Source organism: Luteimonas saliphila, assembly GCF_016774335.1.
Classification (GTDB): domain Bacteria; phylum Pseudomonadota; class Gammaproteobacteria; order Xanthomonadales; family Xanthomonadaceae; genus Luteimonas; species Luteimonas saliphila.
Genome location: NZ_JAETWA010000047.1, coordinates 155,267 through 178,056, shown reverse-complemented (window position 1 = coordinate 178,056; position 22,790 = coordinate 155,267). Strand labels below are relative to the sequence as shown.

The following is a 22,790-nucleotide window of genomic DNA, read 5'->3' as shown; positions in this document are numbered from 1 at the left end:
AGTACGCGCCGCGCCGGCATCTCCCGCGCAGCCGCGTAGCCCGGGTAAGCGAAGCGCACCCGGGAGGACGTCGCGAACACCCCCGGGTGCGCTTCGCTTACCCGGGCTACGGGCGGTGTGGGGACCGGCTGCGATGGGCGATGCGTGCTAGCCATCCCACCCGGGCAGCTTCTTCTTCACCGCGACGTTCTTCAGCGTGACGTAGGCCGGGATCCCGTCCTTGCCGTAGGGCGGCGGCGCTTCGCCGCGGATCAGCGGTTCCAGGTACGTGCGGGCCTTGTCGGTGATGCCGTAGCCGTCGCGGCGGATGAAGCCGGCGGGGAACTTCTTCTCGTGGTTGGCCACCTTGTCGAGCGGCGCGCTGCCGATCTTCCAGCGATACGGCTTGTCCGAGCTGCGCACGATCACCGGCATGGTCGCGTTCTGGCCCTTCAGCGCGAACTGCACCGCGGCCTTGCCGACGGCGACCGCCTGTTCGAGGTCGGTCTTCGAGGCGAGGTGGCGGGCGGAGCGCTGCAGGTAGTCGGGCAGTGTCCAGTGGACCTTGAAGCCGAGTTCGTCCTTGACCTTGCCGGCCAGGTACGAGGCCACGCCGCCGAGCTGGGTGTGGCCGAACGAGTCCTTGCCGCCGCCGGAATCGGCGACGAAGCGGCCGTCGGCGGTCTGGATGCCCTCGCTGGCGACGACCACGCAATAGCCCACGCGCGCGACCACCTTCTTCACCTGCTTCAGGAAGTCGGCCTCATCAAACGGGCGCTCGGGGAACAGGATCAGGTGCGGCGCCTCGTCCGGGCCCTTGCCGGCCAGGCCCGCGGCGGCGGCGAGCCAGCCGGCGTGGCGGCCCATGGCCTCGTAGACGAAGACCTTGGTCGAGGTCTCGGCCATCGCCGCCACGTCCAGTGCGGCCTCGCGCACCGACACCGCGGTGTACTTGGCGGCCGAGCCGAAGCCCGGGCAGCAGTCGGTCACGGCGAGGTCGTTGTCGATCGTCTTGGGCACGCCGATGCAGGTCAGCGGATAGCCGAACTCGGCTGCGAGCTTGGAGACCTTGTTGGCCGTGTCGGCCGAATCGTTGCCGCCGTTGTAGAGGAACCAGCGCACGTCGTGGGCCTTGAACACCGCCAGCAGGCGCTCGTACTTGGCGCGGTCGGCCTCGACCGACTTGAGCTTGTAGCGGCACGAGCCGAACGCGCCGCCGGGGGTGTGCGCCAGCCCGCGGATCGCCGCTGCCGATTCCTTCGAGGTGTCCACCAGTTCCTCGCGCAATGCGCCGAGGATGCCGTTGCGCGCCGCCAGCACCTTCACCTTGCGCGCGCGGGCCCCGGCGATCACGCCCGAGGCGGTGGCGTTGATGACGGCGGTGACACCGCCGGACTGGGAGTAGAGCAGGGTTCCGGAAGCCATATGCGCCCTTGGGATGAGGTCGGGGGAAGCGGTCGATGGGTTAAGCTGGCAGCTGAATCCGCGGTTCCGGCCGGAGTGTAGCAACCGCCCGCGACCGCCTCCGGTTTCGATCTGGTGGGGAGTCCTCGATGCGATTGGTTCTGTTGGGAGCGCCCGGCTCGGGCAAGGGCACGCAGGCGGCCCGCCTGAAGGAGTACCTGCAGGTTCCGCACATTTCGACCGGCGACCTGCTGCGCGCCGAAGTGGCCGCCGGTTCGGCGCTGGGGCTGCAGGCCAAGGAAGTGATGGCCCGCGGCGACCTGGTCAGCGACGAGATCCTGCTGGGCATGCTCCGCGACCGCTTCTCGCGCGAGGACACGAAGGCCGGCTTCATCCTCGACGGCTACCCGCGCAACCTCGCCCAGGCCGCGGCGCTGGACGAACTGCTGCGCAGCCTGGGACAGAAGTTCGACGCGGCGGTACAGCTGGCGGTGGACAACGAGCAGATCGTCGAGCGCCTGGCCGGTCGCGCCCAGGCCGAGGGCCGCGCGGACGATGCGCCCGAAGCGGTGCGCAAGCGCCTGCAGGTGTACGACCAGCAGACCGCGCCGGTGATCGAGTTCTACCGCCAGCACGGCCAGCTGACCGTGGTCGAGGGCGTGGGGACGCTGGACGAGGTCTTCACCCGGATCGTCGAGGCGATCGCGCCGGAGAAGGCGGTCGGCTGAGCGGCACGCCGCGTCCTGGGGCCGCGAGGCATCGCGCGCCAGCCGGTTCCGGTGGGGTCGTGGGGCGGATCTCCGTGTGGCCGAGGCGCGACGACGTGACTGGTTCAGTCCCGCGGATGCCGGCTGAATTCGCGCGTACCGCCGTCCTCCAGAACCAGCGAGACCGTGTAGGGCTGCACGATGCCGTCCGGATGCTCCATGCCCGGCGACCCCAGCGGCATGCCGGGCAGGGCCAGGCCGCGGGCCTGCGGGCGCTCGCGCAGCAGCCGCAGCACGTCCGCGGCCGGCACGTGGCCTTCGATGAAATAGCCCGCGACCTCGGCGGTATGGCATGAGCCGAGCGCTTGGGGCACGCCCGCGGCGTCCTTGACCGTCGCCATGTCAGGGTTGTCACGCGCTTCGACCTCGAAACCGGCCTCGCGCATGTGCTCGATCCACAGCCCGCAGCAGCCGCAGCTCGGATGCTTGTGTACGGTCAGCAGCGGCAGCGCGGCACCGGCCGTCGCGACCGTCGCGGGCTCGCCGGGTGCGACGGACTCGGCCGCGGCGCATCCGGCGAGCAGAAACGACAGGGTGGCGATGGCGGACAGCAGGCGGGGCATGGCGGCTCCTCGGCGCGGGCGATACGGGCAGTCTACCGGTCCGCCCGGAACCGGCCTTGACCGGGGTCAGGCGCCGCGCCGGCGTGCCTTTCGGTAAAGTGCGCGACGATCCCGCAACGGCAGCCCAGCGACTTGAAACTGCACATCCTCGGCATCGCCGGCACCTTCATGGGCGGTGTCGCCGCGCTCGCGCGCGAACTCGGCCACGCCGTCGAGGGCAGCGACCAGGCGGTGTATCCGCCGATGTCGAACCAGCTCGAACGCCTCGGCATCTCCCTGAAGCAGGGCTATCGCGCGGAGCACCTGTCGCCCGACTGCGACACCGTGGTCATCGGCAACGCGCTCTCGCGCGGCAACCCGGCGGTGGAGGCGGTGCTCGACAGCGGCCGCGCCTACACCTCGGGGGCGGAATGGCTGCGCGAGGCGGTGCTGCCCGGGCGAGACGTGCTGGCGGTGGCCGGCACCCACGGCAAGACCACGACCACGACGATCCTGGCGTTCCTGCTGCAGGCCGCAGGACGCGAGCCCGGCTTCCTGATCGGCGGGGTGGCGGAGGATTTCGGGGTGTCGGCGCGGCTGGGGGCGGGGCGCGAGTTCGTGGTCGAGGCCGACGAATACGACACCGCCTTCTTCGACAAGCGCAGCAAGTTCGTGCACTACCGGCCGCTGGTGGCGATCCTCAACAACCTCGAGTACGACCACGCCGACATCTTCCCCGACGTGGCCGCGATCCAGCGCCAGTTCCACCATCTGGTGCGCACGGTGCCCGCGCGCGGACGGCTGCTGGTCAACGGCCACGACGCGCGCCTGCGCGAGACGCTGGAGATGGGCTGCTGGACGCCGGTCGAGCGCTTCGGGTTCGACGATGGCTTCGAGTGGAGCGCGCGCAAGCTGCGCGACGACGGCAGCGCGTTCGCCGTGCAACGCGGCGGTCAACTGCTGGGTACGGTCGAATGGCCGCTGCTGGGCGATCACAACGTGCTCAACGGGCTCGCGGCGCTGGCCGCGTGCGCGGCGGTGGGCGTGGACGTGGCCGCCGTGATTCCGGCGCTGTCCCGGTTCCGCAGCGTCAAGCGCCGGATGGAGCTGCTGGGCGGGGCCCGGGGCATCACGGTCTACGACGATTTCGCCCACCATCCGACCGCGATCGCGACCACGCTCGCGGGCCTGCGCGCGAAGGTCGGCGGGGCGCGCATCGTGGTGGCGATGGAGCCGCGCAGCAATTCGATGCGGCTGGGCGCGCACGCCGATGCGCTGGCGCCCTCGCTGGACGGGGCCGATGCGGTGGTGTTCCTGGCGCGGCCGGAACTGCCCTGGGATGCGGCGGCCGTGGTGGCGGCGGTGCGCGGCGACGCCCGCGCGGTGCCCGATGCCGATGCGCTGCTGGCGACACTGCGCGAGATCGCGCTGACCGGCGACCACGTCGTGTTCATGTCCAATGGCGGCTTCGACGGCGCGCCGTCGCGGTTTCTCGGCTCGCTGCGCGGCGCGTAGGCCGCGCTGTAGGGCGCGGGGGCTGTTGTCCGGGCGCGGACCTGCTCCTAGAGCGTGCGGGGCGCGTCCGTCGCCGAATCACGACCGGTGCCCCCGGCTGCTGTGAAGCGGCCAAGCGGACGGATGGCCGGAAAAAGAGGCCGGCCCTCGACGCCCCGCTCCCCAGGGCTGCGCCCGCTTTTGCATCCCCGACACCGGTTGCCGGCCTAGACTTCCCTCCATGCCCGACTCCCTGCCCTTGTTCCCGCTGCATGCCGTGCTGGTTCCCGGCGCGGCGCTGGGCCTGCGCGTGTTCGAACCGCGTTACCTCGATCTGGTACGCGACTGCGGCCGCAGCGGTAGCGGCTTCGGCGTGTGCCTGATCGCGCAGGGCGAGGAGACGGGCGCGCCCGCGATGCCGATGGCCTGGGGGACCGAGGCGCGGATCGAGGATTTCGACAGCGGCGCGGACGGCCTGCTGCACCTGCGCCTGCGCGGCGGCCGGCGCTTCCACGTCGCCCGCACCCGGGTGCGCGACAACGGCCTGGTGGTGGCCGAGGTGGACTGGTGCGATCCGGATCCGGTCGCCGAACTGCAGCCGCAACACGCGCTGCTGGGCGAGGTACTGCGCCGCATCCTGGAGCAGCTCGGCGAGGCCGACGTGCGCATCCCCGAGCCGCGTTTCGACGATGCCGCCTGGGTCGGCTGGCGCCTGGCCGAGCTGCTGCCGCTGACGCTGCCGCAGCGCCAGCGCCTGTTGCAGGAGGACGATCCCGACCAGCGCCTGGACGAGCTGCTAGCGCTGCTGTCCTGAGCCTGCGCCAGGGTCCGTTCGCACCCTCAGCACCGGCGCGCCGGAATGCGGGTGCACGGCCTCGCGCATCGGGAAACCGGTCAGCGCCCGGTGCAGTTCGGCATAGGCGGCGCCATCGTCGGCCACCGGCAGCCAGATGCCGAACAGGCCGTACAGCGGGCGCTCGAACTCGAGGGTCTGGGTGGCGCCGATCCACAGGGGCGTGCCGTCGGCCAGCCGCGCCGGCGAGCGCCACAGCCGCAACGCATGGATGCGGCCATCCGCTGCGGGTCGGCGCAGCAGCAGCGATTCCGCCTCCGAACCCAGCGTGGCCGGCAGCACCGGCTGCAGCCCGCTGGGCACGTCGTCGTCGAGCAGGCCCAGGGTCGCGGTCCAGTCGGCCTGCGGCTGCGCCTTCCATCCCAGCGTGCGCAGGTGCCCCTGCAGCGGCGCCAGCTCGCCGGCGACCTGTACTTCGAGCGCCCAGCGCCGGCTGGCGTCGCGCTCGCGACGCTGCGCGGGCAACTGCGCCCAGGCGTCGTTCCACCAGGCGTCGCGATCGAGGACCAGCGCCGGCTCGGGAGCGCTGAAGCGCTGCAGCAAGGGGTCGACCGCCTTCGGCGCGTGCCAGAGCGCGGCGACGACGAAGGCGATGTAGAAGATCGCGGCCAGCGGCCGCATCCAGAACGAGCGGGCCACGTGCCGACGATAGGCGATCCCCAGCAACAGCAGCCAGACGATGCCCAGCAGCATGCCGCCGACCACGTCGCTGAGCCAGTGCGCGCCCAGGTAGAGTCTGGCGAAGCCGAGCAGCGCGCCGACCAGGCCGGCGACCATGTACGGCCACACCCGCGAGCGGCCCGGCAGCTCGCGCGCGATCAGCACCGCGAAGAAGCCGAAGGTGATCGTGGCCATCGTCACCGACACCGAGGGGAAGCCGAACCCGCTGTGCGCGGTGGGCGGCAGCGGCATGTCGATCAGCGTCGCCAGGCCCGTGGTCAGCACCAGGCCGAAGGCGAGCGCGGCCACCCAGTGCGCGGCCGCGATCCAGCGTCGCCGCCACAGCAGCCAGAGCAGCGCCAGCACCGAGGCCGGCACCAGCACCTCCCAGTCGCCGATCGAGGCCAGTCCCGCCATCAGCCGGTCGGCCAGCGGGTTGCGCAGTTCGTACATGGCCTGGAACACGGTCAGGTCCAGCGCCAGCGGTTCGCCGCGCGTCCAGACCGTTCCCAGCAGCGCGAACCAGGCCCAGCCGATCGCCAGCAGGCAGGCGGCGAGGATCGCCAGCGAGGCCGACTCGGGCCGGTTGGGGTCGATTAGCGCCGCCGCGTAGCGACCCAGCCTGGGGTGCGCGCGGGTCCAGCGCAGCGCGCGTGCGAGCAGGTCGTTGGCATGGCGGTCGAACCAGCGGTAGGTGTACACAACCCCGGCCCAGGCCAGCGCCAGCACCAGCAGCAGCCCGGCGAACACCAGCACCAGCCGGTCGGCGACCGCCGCGACGGCGTCGTAGGAGGCGCCGAAGATCCAGCCGGGCGCGAGGAAGATCCCGGCCCACAGGAAGCAGGCCAGCAGGCTCATCGGCACGTATCGCCGCAGCGGCATGCGCAGCATGCCCGCGATCGCCGGCACGAAGGCGCGGATCGCGCCGACGAAGCGCGCGATCAGGATGCTCTTCGCGCCATGCCGGCGGAACACCAGCTCGCCGCGGTCGAGCAACTGCGGATAACGGCGGAACGGCCAGTGCTCGCGCAGTTGCGGCCCCCAGCGATGGCCGACCCAGTAGCCGATGCCGTCGCCGGCGAACGCCCCCAGCGCGGCGCAGGTGATCGCGTAGGTCCCGTCGATGTGGCCGAGGCCGATCAGCGCGCCGATCGCGAACAGCAGCGGCAGCGCCGGCACCACGATGCCGAGCACGATGATCGCGTCGCAGAACGCGATGAGGAAGATGAGGCCGCCGGCCGCGACCGGGTGCGCGCTGATCCAGGCGAGCGTGGCGTCGAACCAGCCGGAGTCCATCCGCCAATTATGGCAGCCGCCGCCGGGCGCTCGCCTACACTGGCGCCATGGACCGCGACGCCGCCATCGAAACCCGGGCGCTGAAGGCCGACAGCTTCGGCCGGATCTCGCTGATGCACGGGGCTGAGGGCGCCTTCGTGCGCCGCGACCTGGCCCACGTGCCCGCCTGGCTGCGGTTGCCCGCCTGGTGGCTGGCGCGGCGCGAGGCGCGGGCGCTGCAGCGGGTCGCCGGCCTGGCCGACGTGCCGCGGCTGCTGGCCTGGGACGGGCGCCGGCTCGACCGCAGCTTCATGGCCGGCGCGGCGATGTACCAGCGGCCGCCTCGGGGCGATGTCGCGTACTTCCGCGCCGCGCGACGCCTGCTGCAGGCGCTGCACCGGCGCGGCGTCGCCCACAACGACCTGGCCAAGGAGGCCAATTGGCTGGTGCTCGAGGATGGCCGGCCGGCGATCATCGACTTCCAGCTCGCCACCCGCGGCGACCCGCGCTCGAGCTGGATGCGCCTGCTGTTCCGCGAGGACCTGCGCCACCTGCTCAAGCACAAGCGCATGTACTGCCGCGAAGCGCTGACGCCGGTGGAACGGCGCGTGCTCAAGCGCAATTCGTGGGTGCGCGACCTGTGGTTCCGCACCGGCAAGCCGGTATACCGGTTCGTCACCCGCCGGATCCTGAAGTGGGAGGACAACGAGGGGCAGGGGCCGAAGCCTTGAGAAGCCGTGATTTGTGATTGGTGATTGGTGATTCGAAGGATGACGGCCGGTGGAGTAGGCTTCCTGATCGATCCCGACTCCCGACTCCCCGATGCCCGCTCTTGCCGGCAAGACCCTGTTCATCACCGGCGCTTCGCGCGGCATCGGCCTGGCGATCGCGTTGCGTGCTGCGCGCGATGGCGCCAACGTCGCGATCGCGGCCAAGTCCGACGTGCCGAATCCCAAGCTGCCCGGCACCATCCATACCGCGGCCGCAGCGGTCGAGGCGGCCGGCGGCCGCGCGCTGGCGCTCAGGTGCGACATCCGCGAGGAGGGCGAGGTGAAGGAGGCGGTCGGCAAGACCGTCGCCGCGTTCGGCGGGCTCGACATCCTCGTCAACAACGCCAGCGCGATCTGGCTGCGCGGCGCGCTGGACACGCCGATGAAGCGCTTCGACCTGATGCAGCAGGTAAACGCGCGCGGCACCTTCCTCTGTGCGCAGGCCTGCCTGCCGCACCTGCTGCAGGCGCCGGACCCGCACATCCTCACGCTGTGCCCGCCGCCGTCGCTCGACCCGAAGTGGTGGGCACCGCATACGGGCTACACCCTGGCGAAGATGGGCATGAGCCTGGTCACGCTGGGCCTGGCCGAGGAGTTCCGTGCGCAAGGCGTTGCGATCAACGCGTTGTGGCCGCGCACCCTGATCGCGACCGACGCGCTGAACATGATCCCGGGCGTCGAACCCGGCAACGGCCGTTCACCGGAGATCATGGCCGACGCGGCCCACGCCATCCTGGCCCGCCCCGCGGCGGGCTTCACCGGCAATTTCCTGATCGACGACGAGGTGCTCGCCGGGGCCGGTATCACCGACCTGTCGCGTTACACCTTCGACCCGTCGAAAACGCTGCTGCCCGACCTGTTCCTGGATTAGCGACGGGAACGGCCGATCACCACCCTGCCCACTGCCGCATCCCGTCGGTCGCCGCTCGTGATCCGGGCCGGACGGGCGCATCGGGGCTCGACCCTCCGGAGGCACTGACATGCAATACCTGCACGCGATGATCCGCGTCCACGACCTCGAGACGACCAGCCGCTTCTTCACCGAAGGCCTCGGCTTGCGCCAGACCCGACGCATGGACAACGAGGCCGGGCGCTTCACCCTGGTCTATTTCGGTGCACCGGACAATCCGCAAGCCGAGATCGAGCTGACCTGGAACTGGCCGCCTGAGGACGGCTCGCCGCCCGAGGACTACGGCAGCGCGCGCAACTTCGGCCACCTCGCCTTCGCGGTCGACGACATCTACGCGCTGTGCGCGCACCTGCAGTCGCTCGGCGTGACCATCAACCGCCCGCCGCGCGACGGGCGCATGGCCTTCGTGCGTACCCCGGACCTGATCTCGATCGAACTGTTGCAGAAGGGCGCGGCGCTGCCGCCGGCCGAGCCGTGGGCTTCGATGCCCAATACCGGGAGCTGGTGAGGCCCGGTCAACGCTGCGTGTCACCGGCACGTCCTGCCATTCGCCCACCGCGCGGTGACCGCCCGGGCGGGGGGTGCGGTCGGTGCGCCGGATGCGCACAATGACGGCCCGTCCCCCCGACCCCGTGCCATGCCCAACCTGCCGCACCTCCTCGCCCTCGGCCGCGACGTCTACCTGCCGGTCTACCGCCAGCGCGAGGTGATCCTGGAGCGTGGGCAGGGCGCGCGCGTCTGGGACAGCGAAGGGCGCGAGTACATCGACCTGTCGGCCGGCATCGCGGTCTGCGGCCTGGGCCACAACGATCCGGACCTGGTCGCCGCGCTGACCGAGCAGGCCGGTAAGCTGTGGCACACCAGCAACGTGTTCTACAGCGAGCCGCCACTGCGGCTGGCGGAAGAACTGGTGGCCGCGTCGCGTTTCGCAAAACGCGTGTTCCTGTGCAACTCCGGCGCCGAGGCCAACGAGGCGGCGATCAAGCTGGTGCGCAAGTGGGCCACGTCGCAGGGACGCGCGCCGGACAGACGCGTCATCGTCACGTTCCACGGCAGCTTCCACGGCCGCACGCTGGCCGCGGTCACCGCGACCGCGCAGCCGAAGTACCAGGAAGGCTACGAACCGTTGCCCGGCGGCTTCCGGTACGTCGATTTCAACGACGTCGTCGCGCTCGAGATCGCGATGGCGGCCGGCGACGTGGCCGCGGTCATGCTCGAACCGGTCCAGGGCGAGGGCGGGGTGATGCCTGCCGCGCCGGGCTTCCTGCGCGCTGTGCGCGAGCTGTGCGACCACCATGGTGCGCTGCTGGTGCTCGACGAGATCCAGTCGGGCATGGGCCGTACCGGCACGCTGTTCGCGCACTGGCAGGATGCGGTGGTGCCGGACGTGGTGACCCTGGCCAAGGCGCTCGGTGGCGGCTTTCCGGTCGGTGCGATGCTGGTCGGCGACCGGGCGGCCGAGGCGATGCAGTTCGGTGCCCACGGCACCACGTTCGGCGGCAATCCGCTGGCCGCGGCGGTGGCGCGGGTCGCGCTGCGCAAGCTGTCGTCGCCGCAGATCGTCAACAACGTCGCGCGCCAGGCGGCGGCCTTGCGCGCGGGACTGGACGCGATCGGCGGCGAACTCGGCCTGTTCGCGCAGGTCCGTGGCCGCGGCCTGATGCTCGGCGCGGTGCTCGCGCCCGCTTACGCCGGCCGCGCGGGCGAGATCCTCGACCTCGCCGCCGCGCAGGGCCTGCTGCTGCTGCAGGCCGGCCCCGACGTGCTGCGCTTCGTGCCGGCGTTGAACATCAGCGACGAGGAACTGGCCGAAGGCCTGAGGCGCCTGCAACGTGCCCTGGTCGCGTTGCCTCGCTGACGCGCCACGCGGGCAAACGACTCAGAAATCCAGCCGCAGACCGACCGCGTAACCACGCGGCGCATTGCCCCGCGCACCATCGGCGCCGCGGTGGGTGATCCTGCGCTCGTCCAGCACGTTGTCGATGCGGGCATACACCAGGGCGTTTGGCGACAGTGGATACGTCGCCGCGAGGTCCACGGTGAACAGGCTTTCGGTACGCAGGAAGGTGTCGTCCACGCCGGCGCGGCCGGCGGTATTGGTGGTATACGCACCGTCGGAATAGCTCAGCGCGGCGTAGGCGTTCCAGCCGTTCTCGCCTTCCACGCCGAGCTGCAACTGGCCGATCTGCTTCGGCGTGTACTCGATCACGTCGCCGTCGAGCACGCTGCCGGTGTCGGAGTCGCGGGTGTACTCGCCGTCGGTCCAGGTATAGGCAAGCCGTAGCGGCACGCTGATCGCGCCGTTGGAATACAGCTCGGCGAACAGGCCGAGCTCCAGGCCGTAGACGTCCTTGGCGCCAGTCTGCTCGGTGCCGTCCACGACGCCGCCGGAGCAGGGATTGGCGACCAGGCAGGTGCGCATCGCGTTCTTGTAGTCGGTGAAGAAGCCGATCGCGTCCATTCCGAAGCGGCCGTTTCGGTAGCGCACGCCGCCTTCGACATTGGTGCTTTCCTCGCCACGGGTACCTTGCGCCGACCCGTTGCCCGGAGGTGCAAAGCCTTCGTGCACCCCACCGAGCAGGGTCCAGTTGGCGTTGATCGCGTAGTTGGCGCCGAAGCCCAGCGTGGTCTTGTCGATGTCGTTGCTGGCGCGGGCGGCCGCCTGCGCAGGCGTGGCGTCGATGGCGAGGTTGGCGCGGGTGCGGATACGTTCATGGCGAACGATCGGCAGCAGGCTCCAGTCGCCGAACTCGATGCGATCGACGATCCATGCGGACCAAGCCTCGGCGTCGCCGCGCTGGGGAGAGACGAAATCAGTCCGCAGGTAGACGAGGTCACCGTTGACCTGTGCGTAGTAGCTATTGGAGCGGCCCTTGTCGACGTTCTTGCTGAGGTCTTCGTGATAGCGCACGCCGCTGGTCAGCGTGTGCTGGACGGCACCGGTCTCGAACCCGTGCTCCAACTCCACCTTCAGCCCCTTCGACACGAAGGCCTGATGGTTGTGCCCGTAGCGCACGCCGTTGGCATGGGTGGTATCTGCGGTGCCGTCGAGGATGCCCTGCAGCAGCGCCGCACCGGCGCCGCCGGTGTTGACGATGTCGGTGATGCCGCCGAGGTTGACGCCGTTGATCTGGTTGAGGCGGTCGTAGTAGCGGTAGGTGTCGACCAGGTAGGCGGTGGTCGTCAGCCACGTGTTCTCGCTGAATCCGATCTGGTGCTGCAGGCTGGCCGACTTGCGGCCGCGGTCCATGCGTTCGAGTTCGCTCAGCCCGTAACGGCGGTCGGGATCGGCGTTGAAGTCGGCATCGGTCAGCCCGAGGTAGCTGACGCGCGCGGTCTCTTCGTCGTAGGCCAGCTTGAGGTCGAGCTGCTGCGAATAGCGCGCGCCGGGCGCGCTGCTCCAGCGCAGCTTGCCGACGTACTCGTTGATGTCGTGCCCGGCGCCGAGGTCGGAGCGATCGATCTGGTGGAAGCCGTCGCCGCTGCCCTGGTAGGTTTCCACGAGGAAGCCCCACTGACCGGCCGTGGCGCCGTAGTTCGCATGCAGCTTGCGCGTATCGAACGAGGCGATTTCCGCCCTCAGGCTGCCGGCGGCGGCCTCGGGGATCGGCGTCGACAACAGGTTGACCACGCCCGAGGTGGTGTGCGGACCGTGCAGCAGGATCTCCGGGCCCTTCAGCACTTCCACGCCGGCCATGCGGCCGATGTTGGGAAAGTAGTACGCGGAGGTGTTGGCATAGGGCGCCATCGCCGCGGGCACGCCGTCCTCGAGCACCGAGATGCGGTCGCTGCGGCCCGACGACGAGGCGCGGATGCTGATCCGCGGGAACACGCCTTCGCCGGTCTCCTCGCGGGTGTAGACGCCGGGCACGCTGCGCAGCACGTTGTTGACGTTGCTGCGTTCGAACTTGTCCAGTTCGCGTGGTGTGAGCACATAGGCCGAGCCGGTCGAGCTCTGCGGGTCCTCCGGTCGGCCGATCACGCGCACCGCGTCCACCTCCTTGATCCGTGCGGCTTCCGCGTCGGCCTCGGACGAGACTTCGGCCTGCGCGGCGCCGGTGACGGCCAGCGCGGCCACCAGCGCCATGGCGAGTGGGGCGGGCCGGACGGGGATGAGGATTTGGCGCATTCGGGGATCTCCAGGCGCAGCACCCGGCAGCGGGCGGCAGTGATGTAAAAAGGAGATGAATTGTAATGATATTGATTCGCATTACAACAGTGGGCCGAGCGCTGATCGGTTCGCGGCCGCCTCGGACGCGTCTTGCGTCGCCAGCCGGTGACGGCAGGATCGGGCGCGGGCGTTCCGGTCAGGCCAGACCGAAGCGTTTCAGGACCCTTCGCAGCGAGCGCGCGTCCGTCACGGTTTCGGCGTGCAGCCCCGCGCGGCGGGCGCCCTGCACGTTGGAAAAGCTGTCGTCGACGAACAGCGTGCCGTCCGCGTCCCAGCCCAGCCGGCGCAGCGCTTCGGCGAAGATCGCCGGGTCCGGCTTGCGCAACCGCAGGGCACCGCTGCACAACACCCGGCCGTCGAAGCGCACGGCGGCCGTACCGAGGACGTGTGGAATCGCCCGTGCCATCAGCGCGCCGTTGTTGCTCAGCACCGCGAGCGGCAGCGACGCGTCCAGCGTCGACACCTGCGACAGCACGCCGAGGTCCGCACGGCTGCCGGCCAGGCGCGATGCGATCCACGCCGCCTCGTCGATCGGCGCGCCAAGACCGTCGCCCAGCCGCGCGAGGTAGGTCGCGGTGTCGATCAGCCCGCCGTCGTACTCGGTTTCCAGTCCCGAGACGAACAACGCCTCGCGCACACGTTCTTGCGCGCAGCCGGCATGCGTCGCGAGGTGGGCGATGCGGGTCTCGTGGTGGTACCTCGCCAGGACTTCGTCGAAATCGAACAGCAGCTGGCGGATGCGCGGTTTCACCCGCCCGCGACGATCGCGAACGCCTTGCGCGCCGCAGCCAGCGTCGCGTCGATGACGGCACCGTCGTGCGCACTGGACACGAACCCCGCCTCGAACGCCGAAGGCGCGAGGAAGACCCCGCGCTCCAGCATCGCGTGGAAGAAGCGGTTGAACGCCGCGGTGTCGCAGGCCACCGCCTGCGCGTAGGTGTCGACGCGCGCCGCATTGGTGAAGAACAGGCCGAACATCGCGCCGACGCGGGTGGTGGCGAACGGCACGCCGGCATCCTTCGCCGCCGCCTCGAGACCGTCGCACAGCGCGTGCGTCGCCGCCTCCAGGCGCTCATGGAAGCCCGGCTCCGACACCAGTTCCAGCATCGCCAGGCCCGCCGCCATGGCCACCGGGTTGCCGCTCAACGTGCCCGCCTGGTACACCGGGCCGGCTGGTGCGATCTGCGACATCAGCTCGCGCCGGCCGCCGTAGGCGCCCACCGGCATGCCGCCGCCGATGATCTTGCCGAACGTGCTGAGGTCCGGCGTCACGCCATAGCGCGCCTGCGCGCCGCCGAGCGCCACGCGGAATCCGGTCATCACCTCGTCGAAGATCAGCAGCGCCCCATGCCGCGTGCACAGGGCGCGCAGGTGCTGCAGATAGCCGTCGCGCGGCGGCAGGCAGTTGGCGTTGCCGACCACCGGTTCGATGATCAGGCCGGCGATCTCGCCGCCGACCTCCTCGAACAGTGCGGTTGCGGCGTCGAAGTCGTTGTAGGGCAGGGTCAGCGTCAGGTCGGCCAGCGCCTTCGGCACGCCGGGCGACGTGGGCACGCCGAAGGTCAATGCGCCGCTTCCGGCCTTGACCAGGAACGAATCGCCGTGGCCGTGGTAGCAGCCCTCGAACTTGACGATCTTGGCGCGTCCGGTGGCGCCGCGCGCCAACCGGATCGCGGAAATGGTCGCCTCGGTGCCGGAATTGACCATGCGCACCATCTCGCAGGAGGGCACCAGCCGCGCGATCGTCTCGGCCATCGTCACTTCGGCCGGGCAGGGCGCGCCGAACGACAGGCCATGGCCGATCGCCTCGAGCACCGCCTCCCGCACCTTCGGGTGGTTGTGGCCCGCGATCATCGGGCCCCAGGAACCGACGTAGTCGATGTATTGGTTGCCGTCGACGTCGTACAGGCAGGGGCCGTCGGCGCGGGCGACGAAGAACGGCTCGCCGCCCACCGACTTGAAGGCGCGCACGGGCGAGTTGACGCCGCCCGGCAGGCGCGCGCGTGCGCGTTCGAAGAGGGCGTGGGAGCGGTAGTGGTTCATGGTGGTCGGGGCCTCGATTCGATCGGTGGGGGTACGGCACGATGCCCTTCTCGCGCATCGCGCCTGCACAGGCGCGTGGCGGCGGACGCGTCAGGCGCGGCGTGCGGGGATCGGCGGAGGGAACGCGCGGAGGTAGGCCCGCGCCGCGCCCGCCGGATCGTCGGCATCGAACACGCCGCTGACCACCGCCAGCAGGTCGGCACCGGCTGCGACCAGCGCCGGCGCATTGTCCGGCGTGATGCCGCCGATGGCCACCCGCGGCACGCCGAGGCCGGCCGATTCGCGCAGCAGCGAGGCGGTCGCACGCCGTGTCGTGGCCTTGGTCGATGTCGGGAAGAACGCGCCGAACGCCACGTAGTTCGCGCCCGCGGCCACCGCCTCGCGCGCCAGTTCCAGCGAGTCGTAGCACGACGCGCCGAGGATCGCTGACGGACCGAGCGCGTCGCGCGCGGCGCGCAGGTCGCCGTCCTCCTCGCCCAGGTGGGCGCCGTCGGCCCCGAACTCCGCAGCCAGCCGCCAGTCGTCGTTGACGATCAGCGGCACGCGTTGCGCCCGGCACGCCGCCAGCAGTGCCCGGACCTGCGCGCGCCTGAGCGCCTGGCTCGCGCTCTTGTTCCGGTATTGCAGCCAGATCGCATGCGGCAGCACCCCGGCCACGCGCGCCAGCAGCGCATCGGTGTCGATCGTGTCGGGGGTGATCGCGTACAACCCCCGGGCGTCGGCCCCGCGCCGTCGAAGCAGCGCGCCGGTCTCGGTTTCGCCCCGTCGCGCGGGATGGGACAATGGCATGGATCCTCCTGGTGCTCGACCCATTATCCGATGAACGACTCGCCCTACCGCAGCTGGATGTGCGTCGTCTGCGGCTTCGTCTACGACGAGGCCGCCGGCCTGCCCGACGACGGCCTCCCGCCCGGCACGCGCTGGGAGGAGGTCCCGGAGACGTGGACATGCCCGGATTGCGGCGTCACCAAGGACGATTTCGAGATGGTGACGCTCTAGCCGACGCTGTCGCTAGTGCAGCCGCGCGGTGTGCCGGCCTGTCTCGATCAGGCGCAGACGGATGTCCGCGGCGTCGTCTGCACGCGGGTGGCGCAGCAGGTAGCGGCCCAGATCTTCCCGCGCGCCGGCGAAATGGCCGAGCTCGAGGTAGCCGACGCCGCGGTCGCGCAGCGCTTCCGGATTGTCCGGGACCAGGCTGAGCACCCGGTCGGCGCTGCGCGTGGCCCGGTCCCAGTCGCCGCGCTCCTGGTAGACGCCATGCAGGTTGCGCAGCACGCGGACCAGGATCGCGCGGTTCGACGCCGGGTACAGGATCTGCGACAGGGCGTCGTCGTCGGGCACGTCGCCGCCCAGGTGCGCGCGCGCGCGCTGGCGCAGCTCGTCGACGTCGAGCGGGCGGCCGCGGTTGAACGGGTCCATCACCAGGACGCCGTCGTCCACAGGCAGGCGGACCAGGAAATGGCCGGGGAAGGACACCCCGTCGAGCGGCAGGCCCACCTCGCGCGCGACGGCCATCTGCACCAGGGCCAGCGAGATCGGGTTGCCCAGGCGCCGCTCGAACACCTCGTTGAGATAGCTGTTGCGCGGGTCGTAGTACTCGTCGTGGTTGCCGGCGTAGCCCACTTCCTCGAACAGATACCGGTTGATCGCGCGCATCTTCAGCGCGGGGTGGGATTCGCGATCCAGGACGTTGCGCAGATGCGACCCGTGGCCCTGGACCTGCAGCGCGTAGCGCCGCGGGTCGAGGTCCGGGTACTCGTCGCGCGCGATCAGCAGCGCGACATCCAGCAGCGGCAGCGCGTCGTCGTCGAGCGCGGCCAGCGCCGGCCAGGCGGGCAATGGGTCGAGCACGTTCATGCAGGCAAGACTGCGCCGCGGGCGCCGTGGGTGCAAGGCTTGCCGACGCAGGGCTCAGGGCGCATCCTGCAGGGCCGGCGAGATGCGCATGCGTGCGCCTTCTTGCAACTGCAGTCGAGCTGCTTCCCCGGCGTTGAGCTCCAGGACGTAGCGTGCGGGCGCGCCGCTGGGGTACGACGGACACGCGTTGCCGGCCGAGCACGGGGGAACGTCGCGCTGCTGCGACACCAGCTTCAGCTCGTCGTCGAAATAGAGGATGTCGAGCGCGATGCGCGTGTTCTTCATCCAGTAGGCCTGCGGCTCCTCCCGGTCGTGGATGAACAGCATGCCGTGGCCTTGCGCAAGCGCATCGCGGAACATCAGCCCTCGCGCGCGTTCCGCGTCGTCGTCCGCGACCTCGACCACGTAGCGCTTTCCGCCCAGCTCGACCCATGGTCCGTCGGCGCTGGCGCAGCCCGCTGCCGACGCGAGCAGGAGGAGGGCGACGACGCGCGCGATGAGCCGCATGGCGGGTTCCGGAAGGGCGACGGCACGCAACATCGGCCAGCCAGCGTGGCGAGTCAAGGCGATCGGGGCGGGGGCTAGGCAAGCGCGCGGCGAACGTGCAGAATGCGCGCCCCCGCACCGCCGGGGCCTGGCGACGGAGACGACACCAGACCCCCTCCGGCCCGTGAAAAAGCCCGACGCCAAGGTGTTGACGGCCAAAAAAAACGGGCTAGAATGTGCGGCTCCCTTCGACGGAACGCCTACGGGCCGAAGCTGAAGGGAAGTCAAAAAACCTCTTCATGAGGTGTTGACGAAAGCGAAAACCGCGCTATCATGTGCGGCTCCCTGAGGCGAAACGCCGACGGGAACGGAAGCGAGGCGCTGAGGCCTGTTTCCAACGATCTTTGACAGTGTGCGCAGGTAACTTGTGCGGGCGTCTGGCCGGTGGATGACTGTCCATCTAGCAGACGTTCGTACCAAGAGCAACAACGATTCAAATGCATGCAAATGCAAGCGAGTAATTGGAGCTCAGGTCGACGACTGCACTCGAAGTATTGGACGCAAGTCCGAAAAATTTAAGTGAAGAGTTTGATCCTGGCTCAGAGTGAACGCTGGCGGCAGGCCTAACACATGCAAGTCGAACGGCAGCACAGGGGAGCTTGCTCCCTGGGTGGCGAGTGGCGGACGGGTGAGGAATACATCGGAATCTACCCTGTCGTGGGGGATAACGTAGGGAAACTTACGCTAATACCGCATACGACCTTCGGGTGAAAGAGGGGGATCGCAAGACCTCTCGCGATTGGATGAGCCGATGTCGGATTAGCTAGTTGGCGGGGTAATGGCCCACCAAGGCGACGATCCGTAGCTGGTCTGAGAGGATGATCAGCCACACTGGAACTGAGACACGGTCCAGACTCCTACGGGAGGCAGCAGTGGGGAATATTGGACAATGGGCGCAAGCCTGATCCAGCCATGCCGCGTGGGTGAAGAAGGCCTTCGGGTTGTAAAGCCCTTTTGTTGGGAAAGAAAAGCGACCGGTTAATACCCGGTTGTTCTGACGGTACCCAAAGAATAAGCACCGGCTAACTTCGTGCCAGCAGCCGCGGTAATACGAAGGGTGCAAGCGTTACTCGGAATTACTGGGCGTAAAGCGTGCGTAGGTGGTTCGTTAAGTCTGATGTGAAAGCCCTGGGCTCAACCTGGGAATTGCATTGGATACTGGCGGGCTAGAGTACGGTAGAGGGTGGCGGAATTCCTGGTGTAGCAGTGAAATGCGTAGAGATCAGGAGGAACATCCGTGGCGAAGGCGGCCACCTGGACCAGTACTGACACTGAGGCACGAAAGCGTGGGGAGCAAACAGGATTAGATACCCTGGTAGTCCACGCCCTAAACGATGCGAACTGGATGTTGGGTTCAACTAGGAACTCAGTATCGAAGCTAACGCGTTAAGTTCGCCGCCTGGGGAGTACGGTCGCAAGACTGAAACTCAAAGGAATTGACGGGGGCCCGCACAAGCGGTGGAGTATGTGGTTTAATTCGATGCAACGCGCAGAACCTTACCTGGCCTTGACATCCACGGAACTTTCCAGAGATGGATTGGTGCCTTCGGGAACCGTGAGACAGGTGCTGCATGGCTGTCGTCAGCTCGTGTCGTGAGATGTTGGGTTAAGTCCCGCAACGAGCGCAACCCTTGTCCTTAGTTGCCAGCACGTAATGGTGGGAACTCTAAGGAGACCGCCGGTGACAAACCGGAGGAAGGTGGGGATGACGTCAAGTCATCATGGCCCTTACGGCCAGGGCTACACACGTACTACAATGGGAAGGACAGAGGGCAGCAAACCCGCGAGGGCAAGCCAATCCCAGAAACCTTCTCTCAGTCCGGATCGGAGTCTGCAACTCGACTCCGTGAAGTCGGAATCGCTAGTAATCGCAGATCAGCATTGCTGCGGTGAATACGTTCCCGGGCCTTGTACACACCGCCCGTCACACCATGGGAGTTTGTTGCACCAGAAGCAGGTAGCCTAACCGCAAGGGGGGCGCTTGCCACGGTGTGGCCGATGACTGGGGTGAAGTCGTAACAAGGTAGCCGTATCGGAAGGTGCGGCTGGATCACCTCCTTTTGAGACCAAAGACAGCTAATTGCCTGTCAGGCGTCCGCACAAGTAACCTGCACAATCCGCACAAACAGACCGGGTCTGTAGCTCAGGTGGTTAGAGCGCACCCCTGATAAGGGTGAGGCCGGTGGTTCGAGTCCTCCCAGACCCACCACTTCGGGGCCTTAGCTCAGCTGGGAGAGCACCTGCTTTGCAAGCAGGGGGTCGTCGGTTCGATCCCGACAGGCTCCACCAGGTTCTGTAAGCAGCAAGTGGACGGATTGCGCGCACACATAAAGATTGAAGCGACTCCGGCGTTGAAGCCGGCGTCGCGTTCTTTGAAAAATAGGGAAGTAGCGAGCGTTTGAGACGATTGTCCAAAACGTGTCGTATGAGGCTAAGGCGGGAATCGAAAGATTCCTTATATTTGAGTCGTTGCAATATTCGCGTCCGTGGCTTGTAACCATGGACACTTGCAGACTCCGAGGCGACTTGGGGTTATATGGTCAAGCGAATAAGCGCACACGGTGGATGCCTTGGCGGTCAGAGGCGATGAAGGACGTGGTAGCCTGCGAAAAGTGTCGGGGAGCTGGCAACAAGCTTTGATCCGGCAATGTCCGAATGGGGAAACCCACCCCGCAAGGGGTATCGTGCAGTGAATACATAGCTGTACGAGGCGAACGCGGTGAACTGAAATATCTAAGTAACCGTAGGAAAAGAAATCAACCGAGATTCCCTTAGTAGTGACGAGCGAACGGGGACTAGCCCAAAAGTCGATCTGGTTCTAGCAAAACGGCCTGGAAAGGCCGGCCATAGAAGGTGACAGCCCTGTATGCGAAAGGGCCATTTCGATGAAATTGAGTAGGGCGGGGCACGAGAAACCCTGTCTGAACATGGGGGGACCATCCTCCAAGGCTAAATACTCCTGACCGACCGATAGTGAACCAGTACCGTGAGGGAAAGGCGAAAAGAACCCTGGTGAAGGGAGTGAAATAGACCCTGAAACCGTGTGCGTACAAGCAGTAGGAGCCCGCAAGGGTGACTGCGTACCTTTTGTATAATGGGTCAGCGACTTATTGTCTGTGGCGAGCTTAACCGTATAGGGGAGGCGAAGGGAAACCGAGTCTGATAAGGGCGCATAGTCGCAGGCAATAGACCCGAAACCGGGTGATCTAGTCATGCCCAGGGTGAAGGTACCGTAACAGGTACTGGAGGCCCGAACCCACTCCCGTTGCAAAGGTAGGGGATGAGGTGTGATTAGGAGTGAAAAGCTAATCGAACCCGGAGATAGCTGGTTCTCCTCGAAAGCTATTTAGGTAGCGCCTCATGTGAATCCTCTCGGGGGTAGAGCACTGTCATGGCTAGGGGGTCATTGCGACTTACCAAACCATTGCAAACTCCGAATACCGAGACGGACTGCATGGGAGACACACGGCGGGTGCTAACGTCCGTCGTGAAAAGGGAAACAACCCAGACCCACAGCTAAGGTCCCAAATTTACTGCTAAGTGGGAAACGATGTGGAAAGGCACAGACAGCCAGGAGGTTGGCTTAGAAGCAGCCACCCTTTAAAGAAAGCGTAATAGCTCACTGGTCGAGTCGGTCTGCGCGGAAGATTTAACGGGGCTAAGCAGTAAACCGAAGCTTGGGGTGCATACTTCGGTATGCGCGGTAGAGGAGCGTTCCGTAAGCCTGCGAAGGTGGATTGAGAAGTCTGCTGGAGGTATCGGAAGTGCGAATGCTGACATGAGTAACGATAATGCGGGTGAAAAGCCCGCACGCCGAAAGCCCAAGGTTTCCTTGCGCAACGTTAATCGACGCAGGGTGAGTCGGCCCCTAAGGCGAGGCAGAAATGCGTAGTCGATGGGAAGCTGGTTAATATTCCAGCACCTCGCGTAAGTGCGATGGAGGGACGGAGAAGGTTAGGCAGGCCGGGCGTTGGTTGCCCCGGTGAGAGAGTTGAGGCGGTGCCCTTAGGCAAATCCGGGGGCGCAACGTTGAGACTAAGGACGAGTCCATCAGGACGAAGCTGCCGATATCACGCTTCCAGGAAAAGCTCCTAAGCTTCAGCTTACGCAGACCGTACCGTAAACCGACACAGGTGGGTAGGATGAGAATTCTCAGGCGCTTGAGAGAACTCGGGTGAAGGAACTAGGCAAAATAGCACCGTAACTTCGGGAGAAGGTGCGCCTCTTCTGGTGAATAGCTGGGGGAGGCCGAAGTGACCAGGCCGCTGCGACTGTTTATCAAAAACACAGCACTCTGCAAACACGAAAGTGGACGTATAGGGTGTGACGCCTGCCCGGTGCCGGAAGGTTAATTGATGGGGTCAGCCGCAAGGCGAAGCTCTTGATCGAAGCCCCGGTAAACGGCGGCCGTAACTATAACGGTCCTAAGGTAGCGAAATTCCTTGTCGGGTAAGTTCCGACCTGCACGAATGGCGTAACGACAGCGGCGCTGTCTCCACCCGAGACTCAGTGAAATTGAAATCGCTGTGAAGATGCAGCGTTCCCGTGGCAAGACGGAAAGACCCCGTGAACCTTTACTATAGCTTTACACTGAACGTTGAGTTCGTCTGTGTAGGATAGGTGGGAGGCTGTGAAGTGCTGGCGCTAGCTGGCATGGAGCCATCCTTGAAATACCACCCTGTCGTGCTTGACGTTCTAACCTGGGCCCGTAATCCGGGTCGGGGACCGTGTATGGTGGGTAGTTTGACTGGGGCGGTCTCCTCCCAAAGAGTAACGGAGGAGCTCGAAGGTACGCTCAGCGCGGTCGGACATCGCGCACTGTGTGCAAAGGCATAAGCGTGCTTGACTGCAAGATCGACGGATCAAGCAGGTACGAAAGTAGGACTTAGTGATCCGGTGGTTCTGTATGGAAGGGCCATCGCTCAACGGATAAAAGGTACTCCGGGGATAACAGGCTGATACCGCCCAAGCGTCCATAGCGACGGCGGTGTTTGGCACCTCGATGTCGGCTCATCACATCCTGGGGCTGTAGTCGGTCCCAAGGGTATGGCTGTTCGCCATTTAAAGTGGTACGCGAGCTGGGTTCAGAACGTCGTGAGACAGTTCGGTCCCTATCTGCCATGGGCGTTGGAGATTTGAGAGGGGCTGCTCCTAGTACGAGAGGACCGGAGTGGACGAACCTCTGGTGTTCCGGTTGTCACGCCAGTGGCATTGCCGGGTAGCTATGTTCGGAAGCGATAACCGCTGAAAGCATCTAAGCGGGAAGCGCGCCTCAAGATGAGATCTCCCGGGGCACAAGCCCCCTAAAGGAACCATCAAGACCAGGTGGTTGATAGGCTGGGTGTGTAAGCGCAGTAATGCGTTGAGCTAACCAGTACTAATGATCCGTGCGGCTTGACCATATAACCTCAAGTGGCCTTGGACTCTGCGACATGTCGCGGACGTTCGGACCAAACCAGTTCGCTACTTCCCTACCCAATGAGAGCGTGAGCGCTGCTCGTCCGTGCGGATTCGTCCGC

The 22,790-nt window shown here is 67.1% G+C and carries 17 protein-coding genes, 2 tRNA genes and 2 rRNA genes; 12 read left to right on the top strand and 9 right to left on the bottom strand.

Annotation, left to right across the window (positions count from 1 at the left end; all coding sequences use genetic code 11):
* Positions 1–147: 147 nt before the first annotated feature.
* On the bottom strand, positions 148–1,404 hold the full coding sequence (locus tag JMO03_RS19235) for a 6-phosphofructokinase (protein WP_202845376.1): 1,257 nt from the start codon (positions 1,402–1,404) through the stop codon (positions 148–150).
* Between the two features lie 128 nt (positions 1,405–1,532).
* Here JMO03_RS19235 and JMO03_RS19230 point away from each other — a divergent pair, with 128 nt between their 5' ends.
* Positions 1,533–2,111, top strand: coding sequence for an adenylate kinase (locus JMO03_RS19230; protein ID WP_202845375.1), 579 nt, complete (start codon positions 1,533–1,535; stop codon positions 2,109–2,111).
* Positions 2,112–2,215: 104 nt separating this feature from the next.
* Here JMO03_RS19230 and JMO03_RS19225 read toward each other — a convergent pair whose 3' ends face one another.
* Complete coding sequence (locus tag JMO03_RS19225) at positions 2,216–2,713, bottom strand: DUF411 domain-containing protein (RefSeq protein WP_202845374.1); 498 nt, start codon at positions 2,711–2,713, stop codon at positions 2,216–2,218.
* Between the two features lie 132 nt (positions 2,714–2,845).
* Here JMO03_RS19225 and mpl point away from each other — a divergent pair, with 132 nt between their 5' ends.
* Both mpl and JMO03_RS19215 read left to right on the top strand, forming a co-directional pair.
* Positions 2,846–4,207, top strand: a complete 1,362-nt coding sequence (gene mpl / locus JMO03_RS19220) for a UDP-N-acetylmuramate:L-alanyl-gamma-D-glutamyl-meso-diaminopimelate ligase (protein ID WP_273544298.1) — start codon at positions 2,846–2,848, stop codon at positions 4,205–4,207.
* A 220-nt stretch (positions 4,208–4,427) separates the two neighbouring features.
* A complete protein-coding gene (locus JMO03_RS19215) occupies positions 4,428–5,000 on the top strand; it encodes an LON peptidase substrate-binding domain-containing protein (protein WP_202845373.1) in 573 nt (190 codons plus the stop codon).
* Here the strand turns inward: JMO03_RS19215 and JMO03_RS19210 are convergent.
* On the bottom strand, positions 4,983–6,995 hold the full coding sequence (locus JMO03_RS19210) for a bifunctional DedA family/phosphatase PAP2 family protein (protein ID WP_202845372.1): 2,013 nt from the start codon (positions 6,993–6,995) through the stop codon (positions 4,983–4,985). The two genes, JMO03_RS19215 and JMO03_RS19210, sit on opposite strands and share 18 nt — an antisense overlap.
* 47 nt (positions 6,996–7,042) lie before the next feature.
* On the opposite strand from JMO03_RS19210, the gene JMO03_RS19205 reads away from it, so the two are divergent.
* The 4 genes from JMO03_RS19205 (at position 7,043) to JMO03_RS19190 (ending at position 10,512) form a co-directional block, all read left to right on the top strand.
* Entirely contained in the window at positions 7,043–7,705 is a 663-nt protein-coding gene (locus JMO03_RS19205; RefSeq protein WP_202845371.1) for a protein kinase family protein, read from the top strand.
* 91 nt (positions 7,706–7,796) lie between these two features.
* Positions 7,797–8,615, top strand: a complete 819-nt coding sequence (locus tag JMO03_RS19200; protein ID WP_202845370.1) for an SDR family oxidoreductase — start codon at positions 7,797–7,799, stop codon at positions 8,613–8,615.
* A 109-nt stretch (positions 8,616–8,724) separates the two neighbouring features.
* Complete coding sequence (locus JMO03_RS19195; protein WP_202845369.1) at positions 8,725–9,162, top strand: VOC family protein; 438 nt, start codon at positions 8,725–8,727, stop codon at positions 9,160–9,162.
* Positions 9,163–9,291: 129 nt separating this feature from the next.
* A complete protein-coding gene (locus JMO03_RS19190; protein WP_202845368.1) occupies positions 9,292–10,512 on the top strand; it encodes an acetylornithine transaminase in 1,221 nt (406 codons plus the stop codon).
* 21 nt (positions 10,513–10,533) lie between these two features.
* Here the strand turns inward: JMO03_RS19190 and JMO03_RS19185 are convergent, their stop codons facing one another.
* From JMO03_RS19185 to thiE, 4 genes are all read right to left on the bottom strand, one after another.
* Positions 10,534–12,783, bottom strand: a complete 2,250-nt coding sequence (locus JMO03_RS19185; protein ID WP_202845367.1) for a TonB-dependent receptor family protein — start codon at positions 12,781–12,783, stop codon at positions 10,534–10,536.
* A gap of 178 nt (positions 12,784–12,961) precedes the next feature.
* Positions 12,962–13,576, bottom strand: a complete 615-nt coding sequence (locus JMO03_RS19180; RefSeq protein WP_202845366.1) for an HAD-IA family hydrolase — start codon at positions 13,574–13,576, stop codon at positions 12,962–12,964.
* Entirely contained in the window at positions 13,573–14,868 is a 1,296-nt protein-coding gene (gene hemL, locus JMO03_RS19175; protein ID WP_202845365.1) for a glutamate-1-semialdehyde 2,1-aminomutase, read from the bottom strand. The genes JMO03_RS19180 and hemL overlap by 4 nt, the downstream gene beginning before the upstream one ends.
* 90 nt (positions 14,869–14,958) lie before the next feature.
* Complete coding sequence (thiE, locus tag JMO03_RS19170) at positions 14,959–15,657, bottom strand: thiamine phosphate synthase (RefSeq protein WP_202845364.1); 699 nt, start codon at positions 15,655–15,657, stop codon at positions 14,959–14,961.
* Positions 15,658–15,687: 30 nt separating this feature from the next.
* On the opposite strand from thiE, the gene JMO03_RS19165 reads away from it, so the two are divergent.
* Complete coding sequence (locus JMO03_RS19165) at positions 15,688–15,867, top strand: rubredoxin (RefSeq protein WP_202845363.1); 180 nt, start codon at positions 15,688–15,690, stop codon at positions 15,865–15,867.
* Positions 15,868–15,879: 12 nt separating this feature from the next.
* Here the strand turns inward: JMO03_RS19165 and JMO03_RS19160 are convergent, their stop codons facing one another.
* A complete protein-coding gene (locus JMO03_RS19160) occupies positions 15,880–16,761 on the bottom strand; it encodes a SirB1 family protein (RefSeq protein ID WP_425491865.1) in 882 nt (293 codons plus the stop codon).
* An 18-nt stretch (positions 16,762–16,779) separates the two neighbouring features.
* Positions 16,780–17,232 (bottom strand): DUF192 domain-containing protein, encoded by a 453-nt coding sequence (locus tag JMO03_RS19155; protein ID WP_202845361.1) that lies wholly within the window; start codon positions 17,230–17,232, stop codon positions 16,780–16,782.
* A 555-nt stretch (positions 17,233–17,787) separates the two neighbouring features.
* Here JMO03_RS19155 and JMO03_RS19150 point away from each other — a divergent pair.
* From JMO03_RS19150 to JMO03_RS19135, 4 genes are all read left to right on the top strand, one after another.
* A 16S ribosomal RNA gene (locus JMO03_RS19150) occupies positions 17,788–19,332 on the top strand.
* Positions 19,333–19,403: 71 nt separating this feature from the next.
* Positions 19,404–19,480 (top strand) — tRNA-Ile (locus JMO03_RS19145).
* A gap of 4 nt (positions 19,481–19,484) precedes the next feature.
* Positions 19,485–19,560, top strand: a tRNA-Ala gene (locus tag JMO03_RS19140).
* Between the two features lie 249 nt (positions 19,561–19,809).
* Positions 19,810–22,673 (top strand): 23S ribosomal RNA (locus tag JMO03_RS19135).
* The 16S and 23S rRNA genes sit together here with 2 tRNA genes alongside, the layout of an rRNA operon.
* Positions 22,674–22,790 lie beyond the last annotated feature (117 nt).